Origin of the sequence: Agrobacterium vacciniicorymbosi (genome assembly GCF_040427045.1) — a bacterium.
Lineage (GTDB): Bacteria > Pseudomonadota > Alphaproteobacteria > Rhizobiales > Rhizobiaceae > Agrobacterium.
On the sequence record NZ_JBETMF010000001.1, the window covers coordinates 226,398 to 246,701 of the forward strand.

Annotated in this window: 18 protein-coding genes; 10 read left to right on the forward strand and 8 right to left on the reverse strand. The window is 57.6% G+C overall.

Features of this window, described 5'->3' with window-relative positions; all coding sequences use genetic code 11:
* Positions 1-359 precede the first annotated feature (359 nt).
* Entirely contained in the window at positions 360-728 is a 369-nt protein-coding gene (locus tag ABUK73_RS01190; RefSeq protein WP_353575696.1) for an Hpt domain-containing protein, read from the forward strand.
* Positions 729-851: 123 nt separating this feature from the next.
* Entirely contained in the window at positions 852-1,172 is a 321-nt protein-coding gene (locus tag ABUK73_RS01195; RefSeq protein ID WP_113088092.1) for a 2Fe-2S iron-sulfur cluster-binding protein, read from the forward strand.
* A gap of 347 nt (positions 1,173-1,519) precedes the next feature.
* Here ABUK73_RS01195 and ABUK73_RS01200 read toward each other — a convergent pair whose 3' ends face one another.
* Positions 1,520-2,146, reverse strand: a complete 627-nt coding sequence (locus ABUK73_RS01200) for a DUF922 domain-containing Zn-dependent protease (protein WP_353575697.1) — start codon at positions 2,144-2,146, stop codon at positions 1,520-1,522.
* A gap of 103 nt (positions 2,147-2,249) precedes the next feature.
* Here ABUK73_RS01200 and folP point away from each other — a divergent pair, with 103 nt between their 5' ends.
* Genes folP through folK form a run of 3 tightly spaced genes read left to right on the forward strand, consistent with a single transcriptional unit; the run spans position 2,250 to position 4,001 of the window.
* The gene (gene folP, locus ABUK73_RS01205; protein WP_454892303.1) at positions 2,250-3,119 is read left to right on the forward strand and encodes a dihydropteroate synthase; all 870 of its coding nucleotides are present in this window, start codon (positions 2,250-2,252) and stop codon (positions 3,117-3,119) included.
* The gene (folB, locus tag ABUK73_RS01210) at positions 3,116-3,481 is read left to right on the forward strand and encodes a dihydroneopterin aldolase (protein WP_353575699.1); all 366 of its coding nucleotides are present in this window, start codon (positions 3,116-3,118) and stop codon (positions 3,479-3,481) included. Before folP ends, folB begins: the two co-directional genes overlap by 4 nt.
* 4 nt (positions 3,482-3,485) lie before the next feature.
* Positions 3,486-4,001 (forward strand): 2-amino-4-hydroxy-6-hydroxymethyldihydropteridine diphosphokinase, encoded by a 516-nt coding sequence (folK, locus tag ABUK73_RS01215; RefSeq protein WP_353575991.1) that lies wholly within the window; start codon positions 3,486-3,488, stop codon positions 3,999-4,001.
* A 15-nt stretch (positions 4,002-4,016) separates the two neighbouring features.
* Here folK and ABUK73_RS01220 read toward each other — a convergent pair whose 3' ends face one another.
* The 4 genes from ABUK73_RS01220 to ABUK73_RS01235 all read right to left on the reverse strand — a co-directional run bounded on the left by ABUK73_RS01220 (position 4,017) and on the right by ABUK73_RS01235 (position 7,859).
* On the reverse strand, positions 4,017-4,571 hold the full coding sequence (locus ABUK73_RS01220; RefSeq protein ID WP_113088096.1) for a hypothetical protein: 555 nt from the start codon (positions 4,569-4,571) through the stop codon (positions 4,017-4,019).
* 129 nt (positions 4,572-4,700) lie between these two features.
* Entirely contained in the window at positions 4,701-5,774 is a 1,074-nt protein-coding gene (locus tag ABUK73_RS01225; RefSeq protein WP_353575700.1) for a YcjF family protein, read from the reverse strand.
* On the reverse strand, positions 5,771-7,246 hold the full coding sequence (locus ABUK73_RS01230; protein ID WP_353575701.1) for a YcjX family GTP-binding protein: 1,476 nt from the start codon (positions 7,244-7,246) through the stop codon (positions 5,771-5,773). The genes ABUK73_RS01225 and ABUK73_RS01230 overlap by 4 nt, the downstream gene beginning before the upstream one ends.
* Before the next feature lie 103 nt (positions 7,247-7,349).
* On the reverse strand, positions 7,350-7,859 hold the full coding sequence (locus tag ABUK73_RS01235) for a SixA phosphatase family protein (protein WP_353575702.1): 510 nt from the start codon (positions 7,857-7,859) through the stop codon (positions 7,350-7,352).
* Positions 7,860-8,127: 268 nt separating this feature from the next.
* Between ABUK73_RS01235 and dksA the strand changes: the two genes are divergently transcribed.
* Positions 8,128-8,547 (forward strand): RNA polymerase-binding protein DksA, encoded by a 420-nt coding sequence (gene dksA / locus ABUK73_RS01240; RefSeq protein WP_113088347.1) that lies wholly within the window; start codon positions 8,128-8,130, stop codon positions 8,545-8,547.
* 858 nt (positions 8,548-9,405) lie between these two features.
* Here dksA and ABUK73_RS01245 read toward each other — a convergent pair.
* Entirely contained in the window at positions 9,406-12,393 is a 2,988-nt protein-coding gene (locus tag ABUK73_RS01245; RefSeq protein WP_353575703.1) for an Rne/Rng family ribonuclease, read from the reverse strand.
* Positions 12,394-13,045: 652 nt separating this feature from the next.
* Between ABUK73_RS01245 and ABUK73_RS01250 the strand changes: the two genes are divergently transcribed.
* From ABUK73_RS01250 to ABUK73_RS01265, 4 genes are all read left to right on the forward strand, one after another.
* Positions 13,046-14,311 carry an N-acetylmuramoyl-L-alanine amidase gene (locus ABUK73_RS01250; protein WP_454892317.1) on the forward strand — a complete coding sequence of 422 codons (1,266 nt, stop codon included), beginning with the start codon at positions 13,046-13,048 and terminating at the stop codon, positions 14,309-14,311.
* A 348-nt stretch (positions 14,312-14,659) separates the two neighbouring features.
* Entirely contained in the window at positions 14,660-17,095 is a 2,436-nt protein-coding gene (locus ABUK73_RS01255; RefSeq protein ID WP_353575704.1) for a penicillin-binding protein 1A, read from the forward strand.
* Between the two features lie 98 nt (positions 17,096-17,193).
* Positions 17,194-18,325, forward strand: a protein-coding gene (gene prfB, locus ABUK73_RS01260) for a peptide chain release factor 2 (protein ID WP_162727787.1) whose coding sequence is annotated in 2 segments (ribosomal slippage) — positions 17,194-17,262 and positions 17,264-18,325 — 1,131 coding nt in all. Because the reading frame shifts where the segments join, the coding sequence is not laid out codon by codon here.
* A gap of 109 nt (positions 18,326-18,434) precedes the next feature.
* Complete coding sequence (locus tag ABUK73_RS01265) at positions 18,435-18,905, forward strand: cysteine hydrolase family protein (RefSeq protein WP_353575705.1); 471 nt, start codon at positions 18,435-18,437, stop codon at positions 18,903-18,905.
* An 8-nt stretch (positions 18,906-18,913) separates the two neighbouring features.
* On the opposite strand, the gene ABUK73_RS01270 is transcribed toward ABUK73_RS01265, so the two are convergent.
* Both ABUK73_RS01270 and ABUK73_RS01275 read right to left on the reverse strand, forming a co-directional pair.
* Entirely contained in the window at positions 18,914-19,402 is a 489-nt protein-coding gene (locus tag ABUK73_RS01270; RefSeq protein WP_353575706.1) for a hypothetical protein, read from the reverse strand.
* Positions 19,403-19,412: 10 nt separating this feature from the next.
* Positions 19,413-20,186: an NAD kinase gene (locus ABUK73_RS01275; protein ID WP_113088263.1), complete on the reverse strand. Its 774-nt coding sequence runs from the start codon at positions 20,184-20,186 to the stop codon at positions 19,413-19,415.
* Positions 20,187-20,304: the final 118 nt, after the last annotated feature.

Below are 20,304 nucleotides of genomic sequence, written 5' to 3' on the forward strand. Positions count from 1 at the left end.
CTTACTAATTCCTGAGAGCACGTCGCTAAGCTTTCAGGCAAAATTACATTTACACACCGAATTTACAAAACCGGAACTCAGGTCATGCAAGACGGCAGTACCGTAGTGACACATTTGCGCCTTTGAAACAATTAATGCCACGGGCAAGCCTATGCCAAGTGGCGGTTTGTTAACAGTTTTTAAACCTCGGTAGCAAGCGGAAGGCCTTGTTTCGCATAAGTTTAACATAAATTAACCATAGCGAAAGATTTCCACCTTCGTCGCGCCCCAATTTAAGCTCATCGCAGGCCTAACCTGCCTAAAAGCAGGACATATGTGCCTCAAAACAAGAAACTGGCCCAAACAAGGAATCTAACAAAATGGCAGCGTTGAGTATCGCATTCGAAGCTCCGGACAATTATGGTGGTGCAGCACCGGTCAGCCGGAAGCCTATCGACTTCATGCATCTGGCCCGCCAGACCATGGGTGACAAGGAGCTCGAGATCGAAATCCTCCAGCTTTTCACCCGCAATGCACGCACTTTGCTGCACGAACTCGCTGCTGGCAATGACATTGAGATGAAAGCGATTGCGCATCGTCTGAAGGGTTCGGCAGATGCCGTGGGTGCCTTCAACGTTTCGGCAGCGGCTGAAGCCGTGGAAAATGGCAGCCGCGACAGCGCCGCGCTTGCGAAGGTCGCAGCATCGGTCATCGAAGCCGAGAACTTCATTCTCAAGCTCTGCCGCTAACGCTGATTTTTCGACGTTTTTTGAGGCCGGTTCTGCTTCGTGCCCGCATTGACGGGTTGCCAAGCGGACCCGGCCTTTCTATTTGTTTGGCAACATTCTCAAACATCGCTCTGGAATTCCGACATGACCAAACTGACCATCGTTGCTTTCGACGGCACGCCGCATGAACTCGAGGTGAGCAATGGCTCTACCGTTATGGAAAACGCCATGCGCAACTCCGTTCCGGGTATCGACGCCGAATGTGGCGGTGCCTGTGCCTGTGCCACCTGTCATGTCTATGTGGACGATGAATGGGCTGAACGCGTTGGCCCGCCTGAGCCGATGGAAGAGGACATGCTGGATTTCGCTTTCGACGTTCGCCCGACGTCACGTCTTTCCTGTCAGATCAAGATCACCGACGCCCTCGATGGGTTGGTCGTGCATGTGCCCGAGCGCCAGGGCTGATCCAGGCATCGCCTGAACCGCTGATCGTCTGTTTTCCGAGAAAAAGCCTCGCTCTCCGTTTCGCGGGATAGCGAGGCGAGGTGGGCACGTCACCATCAGGCGAAGGAGGAGACACCTGCGGTTCAAGACGTGCCGGGGGAACCGGCAACACACACAAGCAAACGCAACGGCTGAACGGGTGGAAACTTCTGATCTCACAGATACGTGAGTCGCGCATTCCGAGCCACGCCAAGAATTCAACGATCATTATCCGGCAAAGCGCGGAGGTTTTCCGCAATTTTTGGTTGATAAAATACTTGAAGAAATCCGCATAGATATTTGCACGGATTGGCATTGTTTGTCGCGCTCTATTGAGCGGATCTGTTCTGCATGATGCGGTGTTTCAGCAGGCGGGTCATGCGGGCGTCGAAATTTTTCGATTCCACGACATCGAAACGCAGCTGGTCCTTGTCATGAGCATCCATGACCTCCTGCGTCGTCTTGCCAACGAGTGCCTGCATTTCCTCACAATTCTTCTGCGGACGAAGGGATTGAAGTCGCTTTTCCAGCGTGCGGGCATAGTTGCGGGCAATCTCCGCATGGCGCTCTTCGTGCCGCTTTATGTCGGCTGCAAGCGTGTCCCAGATCAGCGCCAGCTCTGCCGTTGTGCGCTTGCGGTTCGTCCAGCGCGGCAGCAGGATCTTCGTGTGAAGCTTCACCTTTACGGTGCCCACGCCGCAGCGTCCATTCTGCTCCACATAGGTCAGTTCGCCACCGAATTTGATTTCCGTCGCACCCGGATGACGTGCACCGGTGGCCTTTGTCATGGGGCCGCGATGGGAAAGTTCATGGTCCAGATCTTCCGCTGTCTTTCCACCAATGGAGAAATAGGAAAAAGATTTGCTCATGATCGCTTCGGAATTGGCGATCTGCGGAGCTGACATCAAAATCGCGCCCGAAAGGAACGCCCAAAGCATGCGGGATTGGCGCTTCATTTATCAGCCTTCCGGTTGAACTTGGCAGATGATTGCTGCATAGGCGGAGTCGTGACGATATGAATGGCGGACACTCCGTTATTCCGGAAAGGCGTGATGTTACGTGATAACAGCCAGTGACAATGTGTGGCAAGTCGCGCATGGGCGCTCCCTGAAACTTGATGGGGATGGCCTTATTATGGCTATCGTCAATGCGACGCCGGATTCCTTTTCCGATGGCGGGCGATATCTGGCGGCAGAGCAGGCGGTTTCGCACGCGCTTTCCTGCGTGAAAGACGGCGCGCATATCATCGATATCGGCGGCGAATCCACGCGTCCGGGCGCGGAAACCATCAGCGATGCACAGGAACAGGACCGCGTTCTGCCTGTCATCGAAAAACTGTGCAAAGAAACCGATGCTCTGATCTCTATCGATACCTACCGCGCCTCGACGGCAAGGCTGGCGCTAGAGGCCGGGGCGCATATCGTCAACGACGTCTTCGGCCTGCAGAAAGATGCGGATATGGCTGGCGTCGTTTCAGCCGCAAAGGCTGGCGTCTGCATCATGCATACGGGCCGCGAGCGAGAGAAACTGGCTGATGTCATCGATGACCAATATGCCTTTCTCAACCAGTCACTGGAGATCGCCGATAAAGCGGCCATTTCGCGCAGCGCCATTGTTCTCGACCCCGGCTTCGGCTTTGCCAAGGATACGGATGAAAATATCGCGCTCATGTCGCGTTTCGATGCGCTTTCCGGATTCGGGTTGCCTATTCTCGCCGGAACGTCTCGCAAACGCTTCATCGGCGCTTTGACCGGAAGAGAAGTGGCGGAAGATCGCGATGTCGGCACGGCGGCCACCACCGCCATTCTAAGGCTGGCGGGAGCGGTTGTTTTTCGCGTACACAATGTACCAATGACGCGTGACGCTCTGGCGATTGCCGATGCTGTTCTGAGGCAGAGAAAAACCAATAAAGGGGAGGGCCGATCATGAGCCTTTACACGATACTGCTGAAGAACTGTTCCTTCTTCGCCCGCCACGGCCTGCTGGCGCAGGAAGAAACGCTGGGCCAGCGCTTCTTTGTCGATGCGGAAATGGAAGTCGAAGCCGGAAACGCGCTCGATACAGACGACATCTCCAACACCGTCGATTACGGCGTGGCCTTCGATGTGATCGAAAAGATCGTGGCTGGTCAGCGGCGGTATCTGATTGAGGCTCTGGCCAACGATATTGCAACTGCGCTACGCAAGCGATACCCACAAATCGTGCGGGTCAGAATCACGGTGCGCAAGCCTTCTGCGCCTGTGCCCGGAATTCTGGACTATGCGCAGGTGAGCGTCGAACAGCATGGCTGATGGCATGACCTTGGCGGCCTTGGGGCTGGGCGGCAATGTCGGTGATCCGCCAGCCGCGATGGCGCAGGCACTCGATAGCTTTTCCCGGCACGAAAGCTGCCGATTGCTCGCCGTCTCGCAGCTTTACAGCACGCCGCCCTGGGGAAAGACCGATCAGGCCGATTTCTTCAATTGCTGCGCTTTGATCGAGACATCGCTGGCGGCGGAGGCGCTGCTCGACCTTTGCCTCGAGATCGAGCGCGGCATGAAGCGGGTTCGCACAGAGCGCTGGGGTCCGCGCACCATCGATATCGATGTGCTGACTTTCGGCGATGAGATTATCACCACCGAGCGCGTTGAAATTCCACATCCCCGCATGACGGAGCGTGCCTTCGTGCTGATGCCGCTCTGCGATATCGCGCTGGAGCTGGTGGTCAATGGCAGGCCGGTGTCTCAATGGCTGGAAATGGCAGATAAGACCGGCATTAAGGCCACAAACGAAAAACGGGAGTGGTGGACACTCCCGTTCTCAAAATCTTGAAGCTGCCGAAAGGCTTTATTCCTTGATCGAACCAACTGCCATCTGATCGACATTGCGCGCCAGCGTCAGGCCGATGACCGGAACCATCTGGTCTGCGACCTTGACGGAAATCGTAATGTTCATGGAGGTGTTGTTGGTCACGCGGGCAACCATGGCGCCATTGAGCTTGGCGCGGTTGATACCGACCACGACCTTGTCGCCGCTGACCTGACCGGAAACGATATCCAGACCCTTGCCCTCGGCGCCATCGAGGAACTTGCCCTCATAGCTGTTGCCCTTCTTGGCAATGACGGCAGACATTGGCTGCTTGAAGACGCCGACGCGGCAGGTGCCGCCCAGCTTGATGCCCGTATCCTTGTCGCCCAGCGGCTCGCCAGTCAGATCGCAGGTGAATTTTGTGCCCTTGTATTTTCCGGCAACGATCTCGCCGGGACCAGACCAGACACCGGCAACGGAGCCGAAAAACTGGTCATCGCGCGAGGCGGCCTGAACGTCGGAAACTGCAAGCCCGCCACTGACGGACATAACGGCGGCAAGTCCGCCCAGTAGCGAAAAGAAGCGCGAATACATGATACTTTCCCTGGCGAATTGGCCGCTTTGTGTTGGGTCAATCTATGTCGGGAATGGTTAATGCTTGGTTTATTCGGCTTGGATTAGCGACGCGGATCGTAACCTTTAGGCGCACACAAGCCCTGCGGATCAGGGCTTTTCGCTGTTTTTACCACCCGTCAAATCTGGTGTCAGATCGGAAACGAAATCGCCTATGCCGGGGCGGCGCAGCGCCCGGAAGGGCAAGGGGCGGCACAAATCCATGGCGGCAATACCGATTCGTGCGGTCATCAAACCATTGATCACGCCTTCACCCAGACGGGCGGATAGGCGCGAGGCGAGCCCGTGGCCCAGCACCTGTTGCGCCAAGCCATCGCCAACCGCAATCGATCCCGTCACCGCTAGATGAGCGATGACATCGCGCAGCAGCCGCAGCATCCCGAGGGTGCCTGGACGCCCGCCATAGAGCTCCGCCATGGTCCGCACCAGCCGCGTTACCTCGAACAGCACATAAGCGAGATCGACCACCGCACGCGGGCTGACGGCGGTGACGACCGAGACGCGCTTGGATGAGTTCAGGATCAAGGCGCGCGCCTGCCGGTCGAGCGGGCTCAAGAGCTCGCGTTCGGCCAGCTCGATCAGGTGCGGCCCGTCGATCACATCGTTCTCGGTCTCCTTCAGCGCGGCCCGACCCTTGGCCGTTTCTGCCCGATGAGAGAGAACAGCGTTGAGGCGGGTGATGACCGCGCGGGCAGCAGAGGGTTTCTTCTCCAGCGCCGCCGCTTCCGCATCTGCTTTGAGAGACTGAACGGCGTTCAGCCGCATGATGCCGAGTGCCTCACGGGCCACCAGGGCCAGCACGGCGAAGACGGCGATGACAAGTGCCACACTCGCCGTGTAGCCCAGCCAGTCGGAGCGCGAAAACAGATCGCGGATGAGCTGATCCGCCCACAGGCCGAACGCCAGCGAAAACAGCACGCCGAGGGCACCCATGGCCAGCTTGGCGAATGAGAAGCGGCGCTTGCGCGGTGCGGCGACGGGCAGGGCGGCGGCATCAACCTCCTCAGGTGCCAGAAACGGGTCTTCCTCATTCGGCGTCAGGGAAAAATCGGCATCGAAACTGCGCGGCGCGCGTCTGGCTTCGACGGTGCGAGGCTCTGATGTTTCGCTTTCCAGCGTGAATGCAGCCGGGCGACGGCCGGGTGTGTTGTTCTCGTCTTTCATGCGAGCCGGTCTCCAAACAAAAACTGCATGGCACGGTCGAGCCTGATATGCGGAACGGACAATTTGATGCCGCCACTGGTTTCTTCCAGCTTGGGCGGGCGGAAGCGCACGACATTCACATCCGGCAGATCAGCGGCACTGCCTTCCGCATCCAGCGCGCGAAACAGCGGTTCCGGGTCTTCCGGCAGGTCACCGGGGAAAATGGCCGTGGTGCGGTTGCCGTCGAACATCTCACCATTGATCTTTTCGCCCGCAATCGGCGTGCCGACGATGACAGGCAGCGCGTGGCCATCCTGCCGCACACTGGCTTCCTTTGTGGCACGCACCGAGGCCAGCGCCATGACATCGATACCAGCGCCACTCATGCCGATGGTGGTGATGGCGCGGTCTACCAGTCGGCGCGTCAGATTTTCCAGCCGGTCGTGGCTTTCATGGTGCAGATGATCGGCCTTCGTCGCCGCCACCAGAACCTTGTCGATGCGGCGACCCACCAGCGAGGACAGCAGGCTGTTCTTGCCGGGACGGAAGCATGCCAGCACATCGCCCAGCGCCCGCTCCAGATCCTGCACCGCTTCCGGTCCACGGTTGACGGCCTGTAGCGCGTCGATCAGCACGATCTGGCGATCAAGCCGGGCGAAGTGTTCGCGGAAGAACGGCTTCACCACGATGGATTTGTAAGCCTCGTAACGCCGCTCCATCATGGCGCGCAGCGAACCCTTGGGTGCCTTTCCTTCGGTCAGACCCGGAAGCGGGGAGAAGGTGAGGGCAGGCGACCCTTCCAGATCGCCCGGCATCAAAAACCGTCCCGGCGGCAGCGTGGAGAGCGAACGCTCATCCGATTTGCAGGCGCGCAGATAGGTCGCAAAGCTCTCTGCCAGACGTCGCGCCGTCATTTCATCGGCAGGGGCGTCAATGTCGAGGGAATTTGCAATCTCTAGCCAGTCTCTTGCTAGTTCGGCCCGGACGCCGCCAGATGCCAAAGCTAGCGTGTTATCGCTGAAGGTCTTGTAGTCCTGCGAAAGCAGGGGGAGGTCGAGCAGCCATTCGCCGGGGTAATCGACGATATCGATGGCGAGATGTCCACGCGAGAACCAGCGGCCCCAGCCGCTTGCGCTCTCGTAATCCAGCGTTATGCGCAGCTCTGAAATCGCCCGCGTCGAATCCGGCCAGATGCGGTCTCGGACCAGCGCCTGAATATGATCCTCATACTGAAAGCGGGGAATGGCATCATCCGGCTGCGGTTCTAGCCGAACATTCGACACGCGACCGGATCGGATGGCCTCGAACAGGGGCAAGCGACCGCCATTCAGCAAATTATGCACCAGCGAAGAGATGAAAACCGTCTTGCCCGCGCGGGATAAGCCGGTCACACCCAGCCGCAATGTCGGGTTGGTCAGCGCGCTTGCGCGGTCTGCAAGGTTGTCTATGGCAATCAGTGCGCTATCGGTGACTGACGTGAAGGATGGCGGCAATGAAGTTTCCCACAAATATTTTAATGTCCAAAAATATATAGGGTGGCCGCCTGCTCAAAAAAGAAGCGGCCTGTGGAAAGTTTTTCGGGGCGTGAATGATGCCTTAGGGATGCAGGAATTCGCTCAGCTGCCAGCCAGCGCCGTTGTTGCCCGGTGTAGCCTGCGCGTCGAGCACGGCAAATCCGGCAGTCGGAAAACCAGAGGGCAGAAGTGAGGCCATAGCCTGCTGGCCGATAAAGGCCTCAGCAACCGCATCCATCGTCGGGTTATGACCGACCAGCATCACCGAGCGGCAAGACGTCTGGGCGGCAATCAGCGCGAGATAGACCGAAGCCTCGGCATTATACATCTCATCGACATAGGTGATCTCGAATGTGTCGTTGAAAGCCCGCCGCACGGCTTCTGCGGTTTCGCGGCAGCGTAGTGCGGTGGAGCTGAGAACGACATCTGGCGCATAGCCCTTGTCGGCTGCGCGGTCCGCGATGATTTCGGCCTCCGCGTAACCGGTGTCATCCAGCCGTCTGTCGAAGTCTCTTTCACCGGGAGCAGCCAATGCGGCACGGGCGTGGCGCAGCAGATAGACCCGAAACGGTGGCGGTTGAAGCACTGGCATTTCCGGGCTGTCCTATGCGGCTGTAAACATCGTGCAAAAGCTTTACAGGAATAGACTGCCGCCCCGCAAGTGGCAGCCGGTATAGGCAAGTCCTGATAACGTGATCGAAGAAATAATCCGTGTTTTGCCAATAAAGCATAAAAAATAACCATTTAGCTGAATTTTGTGACAGATTTAAAAATGCCTGAAAACTGTTCTGCGCACTTGAACGGCCATATGTCATTGGAGTATACCCGCGCAATATGAGATGTTCTTCGAGGAGAATCGCGTGAGTGAGAAGATCGATCTTAGCAACTATGTGCTCTCGGAAAGCGATGAGTTCATGAATGCCAACCAGCGGGCCTATTTCAGGTCGAAGCTCATTGGTTGGAAGAATGACATTTTAAGAGAAGCCAGAGAGACCCTCGGCCATCTCGCGGAAGAAAGTGCCAACCATCCGGATCTGGCCGACCGAGCCTCATCCGAAACAGACCGGGCCATCGAACTTCGCGCCCGCGACCGCCAGAGAAAGCTCATCTCCAAGATAGATGCAGCCCTCCAGCGGATCGAGGACGGCACCTACGGTTACTGCGAAGAAACAGGCGAACCCATCGGCATCAAACGACTGGACGCCCGCCCCATCGCCACCCTGTCTATCGAAGCCCAGGAACGCCACGAACGCCGCGAAAAAGTTTATCGCGACGAGTGAGTGACCGGTCCATAGTGGACGTAATTATGTGTCTCTCGGGGCATGGTGATTGACGACGTTTAGAAGCCGTATCGGAGACGATGCGGCTTTTTTGATTTCGGTGATGAGTGCGGATGGTGTGTTTGGCATGCGTTAACCTGCGCATCTTGACTATCTAGCTCTAAAGATTGCTGCTGAGACGTCTATGGCTGCGCTGCGCCACCAGCTACGCTAGACTGATGAGTCGTGATTCGAGGCCGTGGGGATAAAGCTGCGGTTTCTTGACCTTCGAGAGCGCTTTTAGGAAATTCCAGATCAAAATAAGCAGGATTTCATGCCGCCGTTCTCCCTCGTGAACAGAGACGTTCTCCCAGCACCATAGGCTCTGCAAGAACGGAGACATCGGAGTTGATTTCCTCTTGGTTCGGCAGCGGTTGTGGCTCACCCCCCTCTGCCCAGCCAATCTCCCCCTCAGGTGGGGAGATTGGCTGGGCGCGCCGACATCGCTCTTGTCTCTAAGTATGGCATAACTGCCCGTCTCCAGACGGATAAAATGGCTGTAGGCTCCTCCTGGACGTATAAGAGTGTCGAGACTTCGCCACGAGTCGATCTCCCCACCTGAGGGGGAGATGCCCGGCAGGGCAGAGGGGGGTAAGCCACACCCACCGTCATAAGATATTGAGCCCTGCCTCAAACACGCAGTGCCACAAGTGGGAGTTACGCAATCCCGCTCAGCATGCTGCCCCCGGCAGAACGCTTCCGATCTTTGAAGGCGCAAGTTAGACAAGCCAACGCTCCCTGCGCAACAACCTCACACCCCAAAACAAAAGAGGCCCCGCAATGCGGAGCCTCAATCTCTTCTCTATCTAATCCCGTGGCTTAGAAAAAGCCGCGTCTTTGCCACCAGCCGCCCTTGCGGGGCTTGGCGGGGTCGGCTTCGCCGCCTTCGTTGGTGGCGGAGGTGACCACGGGCTCGGAGGACGAGACGTTGTCGCCGCGGTTGGCGCGGACCGGCTTGTTGGCTTCAGCGGGCGCTTCATTGCCGAGATCGGCAGAGGCTTCGCCTGCTTCCTCGACGGCAGCTTCAGCGACCGTAGTATTGACGACGACCGGTTCTACCGTTTCGACAGGAGCAGCAGCGGCTGGCGTTTCCGCAACGGCAGCAGGAGCCGCGACGGCGTCAGGAGCAGCTTCCGCTTCTACGACATCGCCAACTTTTTCCTTCGCCTTGCGGGTCCGGCGTGGCTTCTTCGGCTTTTCGGTTTCTTCAACGGTTGGCGTTGCCGCGTCGGCTTCGACGGCAGCTGCAACAGCGGGTTCGTCTACGCCTTCAATGGCAGCCGCAGCAGCGCCGTCTTCGACACCCTCGGAGGATTCGGCGTCAGCTTCTGCGCCGTTTTCCTCGATGATATCGCCATTCTCATCACGATTGCGGCGTCCGCCACGCTTGCCGCGGCGGCGGCGCTTGCGCTTGTTCTCTTCAGAACCAGCAGCGTCGCTACCGTTTTCTGCGGAGACGGTTGCGTCATCATCCTGATCGGCGTCGCCATCTTCATCCTGGTCGTCGGACGAAGTGTCGTCACCAGCTTCAGACTGCGATTCCTGACCGTTCTGGCCTGCGCCCTTGCCGCGACGGCGACGACGACGCTTGCGCTTGCGCTTGCCGTCTTCACCATTGTCAGCCTGTGGCTGGCGTGGCTCGGTCTTTTCGGCCTTTACGATTTCTTCCTCGTCTTCATCCTCATCGGCTTCGATGATGATGTCGTCTTCCTCTTCCTCGATTTCAGGAAGCATCTGGATGAGGCTTTCGATCTTGACCGGGTTTTCGACGGCTTCGCCGCGATCGATCGCGAAGTGCTGTGCACCGACGCTGGCATCCGCCGCGATGATGATGGCAACGCCAAAGCGGCCTTCATAATCGACAATGGTCGCGCGCTTGTGGTTGAGCAGGTAGAGCGCCGTATCCGGCGTGCAACGAACCGTAATGTTGTGGGTGGTGTTGCGCAGCAGATATTCTTCCACGCCGCGCAGAACATGCAGGGCGATGGAGGATTCGGAGCGAACATGGCCGGTTCCGCCGCAATGCGAGCAGACCTGCGTGGTCGATTCCAGAACCGATGCGCGAATGCGCTGGCGCGACATTTCCAGAAGGCCGAAATGCGAGATGCGGCCAACCTGAATGCGGGCGCGGTCGTTCTTCAGGCAATCCTTCAGCTTCTTTTCGACAGAGCGGTTGTTGCGCTTCTCTTCCATGTCGATGAAGTCGATGACGACGAGACCGGCAAGGTCGCGAAGGCGCAGCTGACGGGCCACTTCTTCTGCTGCTTCCAGGTTGGTCTGAACGGCAGTCTCTTCAATCGAATGTTCACGGGTCGAACGACCGGAGTTCACGTCGATGGAAACCAGAGCTTCCGTCTGGTTGATGATGAGGTAGCCACCGGACTTCAACGTCACCTGCGGCTGCAACATGCGGTCAAGCTGCGCTTCGATGCCGGAGCGCGAGAAGATCGGGTGAATATCGCGGTAAGGCTGAACCACCTTGGCATGGCTCGGCATCAGCATCTTCATGAAGTCTTTCGCTTCACGATAGCCTTCTTCGCCGGATACGATGATCTCGCTGATATCCTTGTTGTAGAGATCGCGGATCGAACGCTTGATCAGCGAGCCTTCCTCGTAAACGAGGCAAGGGGCAGTGGAATTCAGTGTCAGCGTGCGGACATTTTCCCACAGGCGCATCAGATATTCGAAGTCGCGCTTGATTTCGACGCGGGTGCGGTTGGCGCCGGCGGTACGAAGGATAACGCCCATGCCCTGCGGTACTTCGAGATCACGCGCGATTTCCTTGAGACGCTTGCGGTCCGTAGGCTGGGTGATCTTGCGGGAAATACCGCCGCCACGCGCCGTGTTCGGCATCAGAACCGAATAACGGCCTGCGAGCGACAGATAGGTCGTCAGAGCAGCGCCCTTGTTGCCACGCTCTTCTTTCGCGACCTGAACCAGAAGAATCTGGCGGCGCTTGATGACTTCCTGAATGCGGTACTGCTTGCGCGGCTTGCGGGAAATGCGGTCTGGAACTTCTTCCATCGCGTCTTCGGCGCCGACCGATTCGATGACTTCCTTTTCGTGATGATCGTCATCATCGTCGTCGTCATCATCGTCATTGCGACGGCCAAGGCCTTCGACTTCTTCCGAAATCGTGTCCGTATCGACCATGGCAGCCATCTCGCCACCCTTGCTGCCATCGTCTTCGGAACCTTCGTCCGAGGAGGCGGCATCGGCGGAAACCTCGTCCGTTTCGGTCTTCTTCTTGGCGCGAGAGCGGCGAACGCGCTTCTTCGGCTTGTCTTCTTCGGCAGGTGCTTCCTCGGCAACAGCCTCGGTGGCCTCGACCTCGGTCGTGGCTTCCACTTCGGTTTCAACCGTCTCGGAAACGGCTTCTGCCGTTACGGTTTCTTCCGCCGCAGGTGCCGCTGCTGGCACGATGCCAATATCCGGCTGGTCGACCTGCGAGAGATCGATAGCGGGGGAGATGGGGTCATGCGGTGCATCGGCAGGTTCGAAGTCATCGCCACGGCGATGGTCTTCTGCTTCCGCTCTCAACAGAGCCTGACGATCAGCCAGTGGGATCTGGTAATAATCCGGGTGAATTTCTGCAAAAGCCAGAAATCCGTGGCGGTTGCCGCCGTAATCGACGAAAGCTGCCTGAAGGGATGGTTCTACGCGCGTCACCTTGGCAAGATAGATATTGCCGCGGATTTGTTTTTTGTGTTCCGACTCGAAATCGAATTCCTCAATCCGATTTCCACGAACAACTACAACGCGTGTCTCCTCTTCATGGGAGGCGTCGATAAGCATTTTGTCTGCCATGTAAGCTGTGCTCCTCGGCGCAGCCCTGTCTTATACGAGAACAGGCCCGCCACGAGGACAGGCCTTTCATCTATTTTCAAGGGTGTGCCGGAAATGAAGTGTCTTGCCCGGCGTCTGTAAACTGGCAGCATCCGGACGACTGGCAAAGCACTGTGCCTGCTCCTGGTATCCGGTTCATGTGAAAGCTGCTGCAACGACATCATTGGCCAAGCGAGAACGACTATAATAAATAGACCCCGAAGGATCCGATGAAAATGCTCTCCTCGAGCGTGCGGTGGCGTGCCACCGGGTATTGTTCTGGCCACGGCCAGAATTGATCCAGTTTCAGGAGAAAAATGCAGCGACGGCAGATGATTGCCCGAAATTACAGCGCCAGCGTCTTTGTCGATTGGCAGCCGGCGGGCATCTATCCCGTCAACACTTTTAACCCTCATTCATGTTGTATGTTTTATCTGTCATAATAGCAATAGGGTGGCTAAATATGCCATATCATTGGTGGAATTTCCCGGTTAAGAAATGCTTCACCAAGGGCTGCGATTGTTGCGCGGCAAAGCAAATCAGGCCATTCTGGCGACGATAAACGCGATGATTGCGCCCAGGCGGCGGCATCTTTTGTCGAAATGACTGACATACGGAAATGACGTTGGCGACCATCAAAAACCTGATCGACGGGGCAAGGGCATCACGGACGGCTGTCCGGTTGGGGCGAATCGCTCGCCTTCTAGCCCTAGCTTCTTTCTCCATTCTCGCCGTCTCATTGACTGGTCACGCCACGGAAAAAACCCCATCGCTGGTTGTGAATGCAGCCCGCATCATCGGAGACGAAGCCCGCACGCGCATCGTCATGGATTTCAACGAGGAGCCGGAATTCGAGGTGCATTATCTCGATGCGCCTGCCCGCATCGTGGTGGATTTTCCGGCCGTCGGCTTTTCCTTCCCAACCAAGGACCTCGCACCCACAGGCCTGTTCAGCGATATCCGCTTTGGCAGCATGGGTGAGGGCAGTGCACGCTTGGTGCTGACGGCAAAGAAACCCGTGCAAGTGGCCATTGCCGAAACCAAGGTGGAAGACGAGGGCAAGGTCTTCCGCTTCGTGCTTGATACGGAAATCGCCACCAAGCAGAAATTTGCCGATCTTCTGAAGAATCAGAACTGGCAGGCCCTGGCACCCGCGACGACTGCCTCCGTCACGCCAGATATCGTCCAGAAGTCCAGCCGCCAGTCTGATTTCATGATTGCGGTTGATGCTGGTCACGGCGGTATCGATGCCGGTGCCAAGGGCGGCGTGACCGGTACGGATGAAAAGGTCATTACGCTGACCTTTGCCAAGCAGTTAGCCGACCGGCTCAACCAGATTCCCGGCATCAAGGCGTTTTTGACGCGAGATGACGACATGTTTCTGGCGCTTTCAGAGCGCGTGACGCTGGCGCGGCAGCAGAATGCCAATCTCTTCATCTCAATCCATGCCGATACGCTCAAGCAAAAGGGCATTCGTGGCGCCACCGTCTATACGATTTCCGACCGCGCTTCCGACCGCATGGCGCAGGATCTGGCCGAGCGTGAAAATCTTTCCGACCAGATTGCTGGTGTGGCCGTGCAGAACGCCCAGCCGGAAGTGGCCGATATTCTGCTTGATCTCACGCGGCGCGAGACTCAGGCTTTCTCGGTGACTCTGGCCGAAAACATCGTGAAATCCTTCGAAGGGCAGGTGGGTCTCATCAACAACCCGCACCGTTACGCCGGTTTTCAGGTTCTGCGCGCTCATGACGTGCCGTCCGTTCTTCTGGAACTCGGCTTCCTGTCCAATCCTGACGACGAAAAACTGCTGCTGGATGAGAAGTGGCGGGCCAAAGTGGCCGATACGCTGGCTGTCGCCGTGACCCGCTACCGGGCGCAGGCTCTAGCCAATGGCGGCTGAAAGCACGGTCTAGTTTTCCAATTGCAGTGTGATCGTGGCGATGTGCAGGACTGTGACATCTCTGCGACCCCTTGGGCCAAAAGAGTTCAACTCTTGTCCATGAGTGCAATTTGTCGACTCCAAGCCCTATTTTACTCACATTCCCCACGTTACTCGAAGGCAGGATTCGATGGTGATGACCGCTTTTTCCAGTCAATGAAGATGGCGGCTCACGGTAACATATAAGAGAATGCCGCTATTGGCAGCTTGTCATCGATGAAGCGGTGTGCAAAACGGCACGCTATATGCAAGAATGTGCTCATAACGGTGGGCGCAACCAGTTACGATTCGAAGTATCGGTAGCTTAATATGATCAGACTTATTGGATATTTCTTCGGCTTGGCCAGCATGCTGTTCCTTGTGGTGGCTGGTGGTGTTGCCATTTATTTGGTGACGATAACGAAGGATCTCCCGGATTACGCAGTGCTGAACAGTTATGAGCCGCCGGTTACGACGCGCATTCATGCTGGCAACGGCGCGCTGATGGCAGAATATGCCAAGCAGCGCCGTCTGTTCCTGCCCATTCAGGCCATTCCCGACCGCGTCAAGGCGGCCTTCCTTTCGGCGGAAGACAAGAACTTCTACCAGCACCCCGGTATCGACGTCACAGGCTTTGCGCGCGCTGCCGTTGCTTACGTTACGGGCGGTCCGACGCAGGGCGGCTCCACCATTACGCAGCAGGTGGCCAAAAACTTCCTGCTGACGAATGAACAGACCATGGAGCGAAAGGCGAAGGAAGCGATCCTGTCCTTCCGCATCGAGCAGGCCTATAGCAAGGACAAGATTCTCGAGCTCTATCTCAACGAGATTTTCTTCGGCCTGAATTCTTACGGTATTGCCAGTGCCGCGCTGACCTATTTCAACAAGTCGGTCACGGAACTGACGATTGCCGAAACGGCCTATCTCGCAGCGCTGCCCAAGGGCCCGGCAAACTATCACCCCATTCGCCGTGAAAAGGCAGCCATCGAGCGCCGTAACTGGGTGATCGACCGTATGGCCGAAAACGGCTACATCACCCAGGCAGATGCTGCTGATGCCAAGACGCAGCCGCTTGGCATCAATATTCGCCGTGGTGGTGCTCATATCGCTGCGTCCGATTACTTCTCCGAAGAAGCTCGCCGCCAGATCGTCGAGAAATACGGCGAGAAGGCCTTGCTGGAAGGCGGCCTTTCCGTGCGCACGTCGTTCGATCCCGACATTCAGATGGAGGCCCGTAAGGCGCTTCAGGATGGTCTGCTGGATTACGATGAGCGCCGCGGTTTCCACGGCCCGGTCGATCAGATCGAGACAAGCGGCAACTGGAGCGATGCGCTGACCAAGATGCGCCCGCTGCGTGACGTGCCGGAGTGGAAGATGGCGGTCGTTCTTGCCGTTTCCGCCGATGGTGTCGATATCGGCCTTCGCCCGGATGGTGACAGCGACACGCCTGATCTTCGCAGTCGTGGCCATATCAAGCCTGAAAACATGAAATGGGCTTACCGCGATGCCAAGGGCCAGCGCGCAACTGCCAAGTCACCAACAGGTGTACTGAAGACCGGCGACGTGATTTACGCAGAGCCTTTGTCCGACAAGGGCGACGAGTACCGCCTTCGCCAGCCTCCCAAGGTTCAGGGCGGCATGGTTGTGATGGACCCACACACGGGCCGAGTTCTGGCCATGGTCGGCGGTTTCTCCTACGGCCAGTCTGAATTTAACCGCGCAACGCAAGCCATGCGTCAGCCCGGCTCATCCTTCAAGCCATTCATTTACGCAGCGGCTCTGGATAACGGCTATACGCCGGCTTCTGTTGTCATGGATGCGCCTCTGGAAGTCGTGTCCGGCGGTCAGGTCTGGAGTCCGAAGAACTACGGCGGTGAAGTGGCTGGTCCATCGACCCTGCGTCTCGGTATCGAAAAATCCCGTAACCTGATGACCGTGCGTCTTGCGCAGGATATGGGCATGAACTTGGTCGCCGAATATGCGGAACGCTTTGGCATTTACGACAAGATGCCACCGCTGCTCGCCATGTCGCTCGGTTCCGGTGAAACGACGGTCATGCGTATGGTTTCCGCTTATTCCGTCATCGCGAACGGCGGCAAGCAGATCAAGCCGACGGTGATCGACCGTATTCAGGACCGTTACGGCAAGACGATTTTCCGGCACGAAGAGCGCGGCTGTGAAGGCTGTAATGCTGCCAATTGGCAGGGTCAGGATGAACCGACGATCGTCGATAATCGCGAGCAGGTTCTCGATCCGATGACCGCTTACCAAACCACATCCATGCTGGAAGGCGTCGTTCAGCGCGGTACGGCGGCAGGCAAGATCAAGGTTGATCTGCCGGTAGCAGGCAAGACCGGCACGACGAACGACGAAAAAGACGCGTGGTTCGTTGGCTATACGCCTGATCTCGTCGCTGGTCTTTACATCGGTTTCGACAGCCCGGCACCACTCGGCCGTGGCGGCACCGGTGGCTCTCTGGCTGCACCGATTTTCGGTGAGTTCATTGCGCTGGCGGCCAAGCATCTGGAGCCAAGCAAGTTCATCGTGCCGAACGGCATGCAGTTCATTGCCGTCAACCGCAAGACCGGCATGGCAGCCAATGAGGGTGAGCCGGACACGATCATGGAAGCCTTCAAGCCTGGCACAGGCCCGGCCAGCAGCTTCAACGTGATCGGTATGGACGGCGCCATGTCGCAGGAAGATATCCTGCGCGCTTCGCCACAGGCCCAGCAGGCCATCACCGGCGGCGGCGGCGGCCTCTATTAAACCCAATTGATGGAAAGGCGAGGGGCGCGGGCTTTACATCCGCGCCCCTCGCATTTATTCACACGACCAGTTTTCAAAGAAGGCGAAGAATCTGCGAAATGCGCAATGAAATCGTGAATGTAGTCGACGAAATCAGGCAGGCCATAAGCCTGCTGAGGAGGCATCTTTGACTGGGACCAGGCGATAAGACGACTGGACTGGTTGAACAACAAGGCCGAAGACCCCAATCTCTGGAATGACGCTACCGAAGCGCAGAAGCTGATGCGCGAGCGCCAGCAGCTGGACGAATCGATCAATGGCGTCAAGCTGCTGGAACAGCAGGTCAACGACAATGTCGAACTGATCGAGATGGGTGAGGCCGAGGGCGATGCCGATATCGTCAAGGAAGCCGAAGATGCACTGAAAGCATTGAGAAGCGAAGCCAACCGCCGTCAGGTGGAAGCCATGCTCTCCGGTGAAGCCGACAGCAACGACACCTATGTCGAAGTCCATTCCGGCGCCGGTGGCACGGAAAGTCAGGACTGGGCCAACATTCTGCTGCGCATGTATACCCGCTGGGCGGAACGCCAGGGCTTCAAGGTGGAAGTTCTGGAAGTTCACGAAGGCGAAGAAGCGGGCATCAAATCCGCGACCATTCTGGTCAAGGGCCACAATGCGTTCGGCTGGATGAAGACGGAATCGGGCGTTCACCGCCTCGTTCGCATCTCGCCATATGACAGCAATGCGCGCCGCCATACATCCTTCTCGTCCATCTGGGTTTACCCTGTTGTTGATGACTCGATCCAGATCGACATCAACGAAAGCGACTGCCGTATCGATACCTATCGTTCGTCGGGCGCCGGTGGACAGCACGTCAACACGACCGACTCGGCGGTGCGTATCACGCATATTCCGACCGGCATCGCAGTGGCCTGCCAGCAGGAACGCTCCCAGCACAAGAACCGCGCCAAGGCGTGGGAAATGCTGCGTTCGCGCCTCTATGAAGCCGAATTGATGAAGCGGGAAGCCGCAGCGAATGCGCAGGCAGCCTCCAAGACCGATATCGGCTGGGGCCACCAGATTCGCTCTTACGTTCTGCAGCCCTACCAGCTGGTCAAGGACTTGCGCACGGGCGTGGAAAGCACCGCTCCGAGCAACGTTCTTGATGGCGACCTGAACGAGTTCATGGAAGCCGCACTCGCCCACCGCATCAGCGGTGGCGCTGACATCGAGGTTGCCGATATCGACTGATCGCTGATATCGCAGCGTTCAAAAGTCATTGGCCTCTCGCAAATCCTTTGCGGGAGGCTTTTTGCATCTGAGCATTTCAGGATGAGATCGAACGTTCCGGGAGGTCAGCGTGAAGCAGATACTTTATATCGTCGATGTCCAACCAAGCTTCAATCCGCCCGCCCAACTGGTCAGCGACATCGCCACTCTCGCAAAGCAAATGCCCAGTGTGGCAAGCGTCGAGCGCCACGATGAAAGCATCACGCCCTTCGAAGGACAGCTTGGCTGGAAACCGGGACCATCCGACGATTCGCTTGTGCCCGCAGATCGCATCTTCATCAAACACGGCTACGCACCGACGCGGGAAGCGGTGGAGTATCTAAAGTCTCTGAACCCAGACCGCGTCCTCGTCTGCGGCATCCAAGCCGACACCTGCGTCCTGGCCGCCGGATTCGTCTTCTTCGACGCCGGACTGCACCCGACGCTCATTCCATGGCTAACGGTCGGCTCCAGCCTGGACCGCTCCGGCGCATTGGGCGCGCGCCTGTGGAAACACCATTTCGGCGCGGTGCTGAATGGGCCGGAGGAGTTGTGGCTTTAAGTCCTGCGTCAGTTAGATGCCTTCTCGATTTTCATGTCGCCGAGTTCATCGATCAAAACCGTCCAGGCATCGGCTTCCTTCTGCATGGGGTCGGTCTTGAGATGCACGGTGACGAAGAGCCCGGGCACATCGGAAGCGCCGCTGGAGCTTTCGGGCCTGATATCCGTGACATAGGCCTTCATCTGGGTGAACTCTTCCAGCTCCACCGTTTCGACAAGGCTTGGGCCAGCGGCGGTGTAGGCGATTTGCTGGAGGTAGATTTTGGCGGTGCCATCGCCCTGCCGGATCGCGACGACCTTGTAATATCCGCGGGTGTGGGGAGCGTTGGCTGGCGCTTTCGCATCGCCTTCTTTCGGCGACAGCATGTCCTGTTCCCACATGCCGCTGCTCGTCACGAAAATGGTGGAGGCGGGCAGGGCTTCGATGTCTGCGGTTTGCGCCTGGGCGCAACAAATGCTGGCAACGAGGAATGTGGTGGCGAGGAGTGTCTTCATCATGGGCGTTTCATCAATTCGTAAACTGTTCGGCAAGCACCCTGTCCGACCAGGATCGGTCTGGATCGGACAGGATTTTTGCGGTTCTATCCTGAGATTGCGCGATGCGGACCGATTGCACCGACTTGACCTCAGTGTGATCCGCCACGGCGTTGACCGGGCGTTTTTCGCTTTCCAGAACGTGGATGTCCACCGTTACCTTATTGGGAAGCAGGGCGCCACGCCAACGGCGCGGGCGGAACGCGCTGACGGGTGTCAGTGCCAGAAGCGGGGATTCGAGCGGCAGGATGGGGCCATGCGCGGAGAAGTTATAGGCGGTAGAGCCGGCGGGTGTGGCCACCATCATGCCATCGCAGATCAGCTCTTCCAGCCGTGTCTTGCCATCCACATCCACCCGCAGCTTGGCGGCCTGATGAGATTGGCGGAAAAGGCTGACTTCATTCATGGCAAGGGCCGAAAACTCGGTTCCGTCAGCATCCACAGTCGTCATGCGCAGCGGGTGAAAGTCGTTACCGGTGGCAACCGCGATGCGCTCCTGAAGCCCGTAGATGCGGTAATCATTCATCAGGAAACCAACGGAGCCGCGGTTCATGCCATAGACGCGCTTGCCGGAATTCATCGTCTCATTCAGCACCTGCAACATGAAGCCATCTCCGCCGAGAACGACGATGACGTCGGCCTCATCGAAGGGAGCATTGCCATAATGCTTTATCAGTTCGTCTCTTGCGGCTTGCGCATCATCCGTGGTCGAGGCTACGAAACATAAAGGCTGAGTTGTATGCGACATGCCGTCACCCCTGTTGACGACCTTTGGTACATGAAGACGTGTAGGCAGGACAAGCTCTTTCGGGCGATCATATTGCCGCGCTTGAGAAACGGCCCAAAGGTGGTGGCGAAGTCCACAG

Bases quoted from the DNA above. Each gene is read 5' to 3' on its own strand.
- ABUK73_RS01190 (WP_353575696.1), top strand. From the start codon at position 360: ATGGCAGCGTTGAGTATCGCATTCGAAGCTCCGGACAATTATGGTGGT.
- ABUK73_RS01195 (WP_113088092.1), top strand. From the start codon at position 852: ATGACCAAACTGACCATCGTTGCTTTCGACGGCACGCCGCATGAACTC.
- ABUK73_RS01200 (WP_353575697.1), bottom strand. From the start codon at position 2,146: ATGAAGCGCCAATCCCGCATGCTTTGGGCGTTCCTTTCGGGCGCGATT.
- folB (WP_353575699.1), top strand. From the start codon at position 3,116: ATGAGCCTTTACACGATACTGCTGAAGAACTGTTCCTTCTTCGCCCGC.
- folK (WP_353575991.1), top strand. From the start codon at position 3,486: ATGACCTTGGCGGCCTTGGGGCTGGGCGGCAATGTCGGTGATCCGCCA.
- ABUK73_RS01220 (WP_113088096.1), bottom strand. From the start codon at position 4,571: ATGTATTCGCGCTTCTTTTCGCTACTGGGCGGACTTGCCGCCGTTATG.
- ABUK73_RS01225 (WP_353575700.1), bottom strand. From the start codon at position 5,774: ATGAAAGACGAGAACAACACACCCGGCCGTCGCCCGGCTGCATTCACG.
- ABUK73_RS01235 (WP_353575702.1), bottom strand. From the start codon at position 7,859: ATGCCAGTGCTTCAACCGCCACCGTTTCGGGTCTATCTGCTGCGCCAC.
- ABUK73_RS01245 (WP_353575703.1), bottom strand. From the start codon at position 12,393: ATGGCAGACAAAATGCTTATCGACGCCTCCCATGAAGAGGAGACACGC.
- ABUK73_RS01255 (WP_353575704.1), top strand. From the start codon at position 14,660: ATGATCAGACTTATTGGATATTTCTTCGGCTTGGCCAGCATGCTGTTC.
- ABUK73_RS01270 (WP_353575706.1), bottom strand. From the start codon at position 19,402: ATGATGAAGACACTCCTCGCCACCACATTCCTCGTTGCCAGCATTTGT.
- ABUK73_RS01275 (WP_113088263.1), bottom strand. From the start codon at position 20,186: ATGTCGCATACAACTCAGCCTTTATGTTTCGTAGCCTCGACCACGGAT.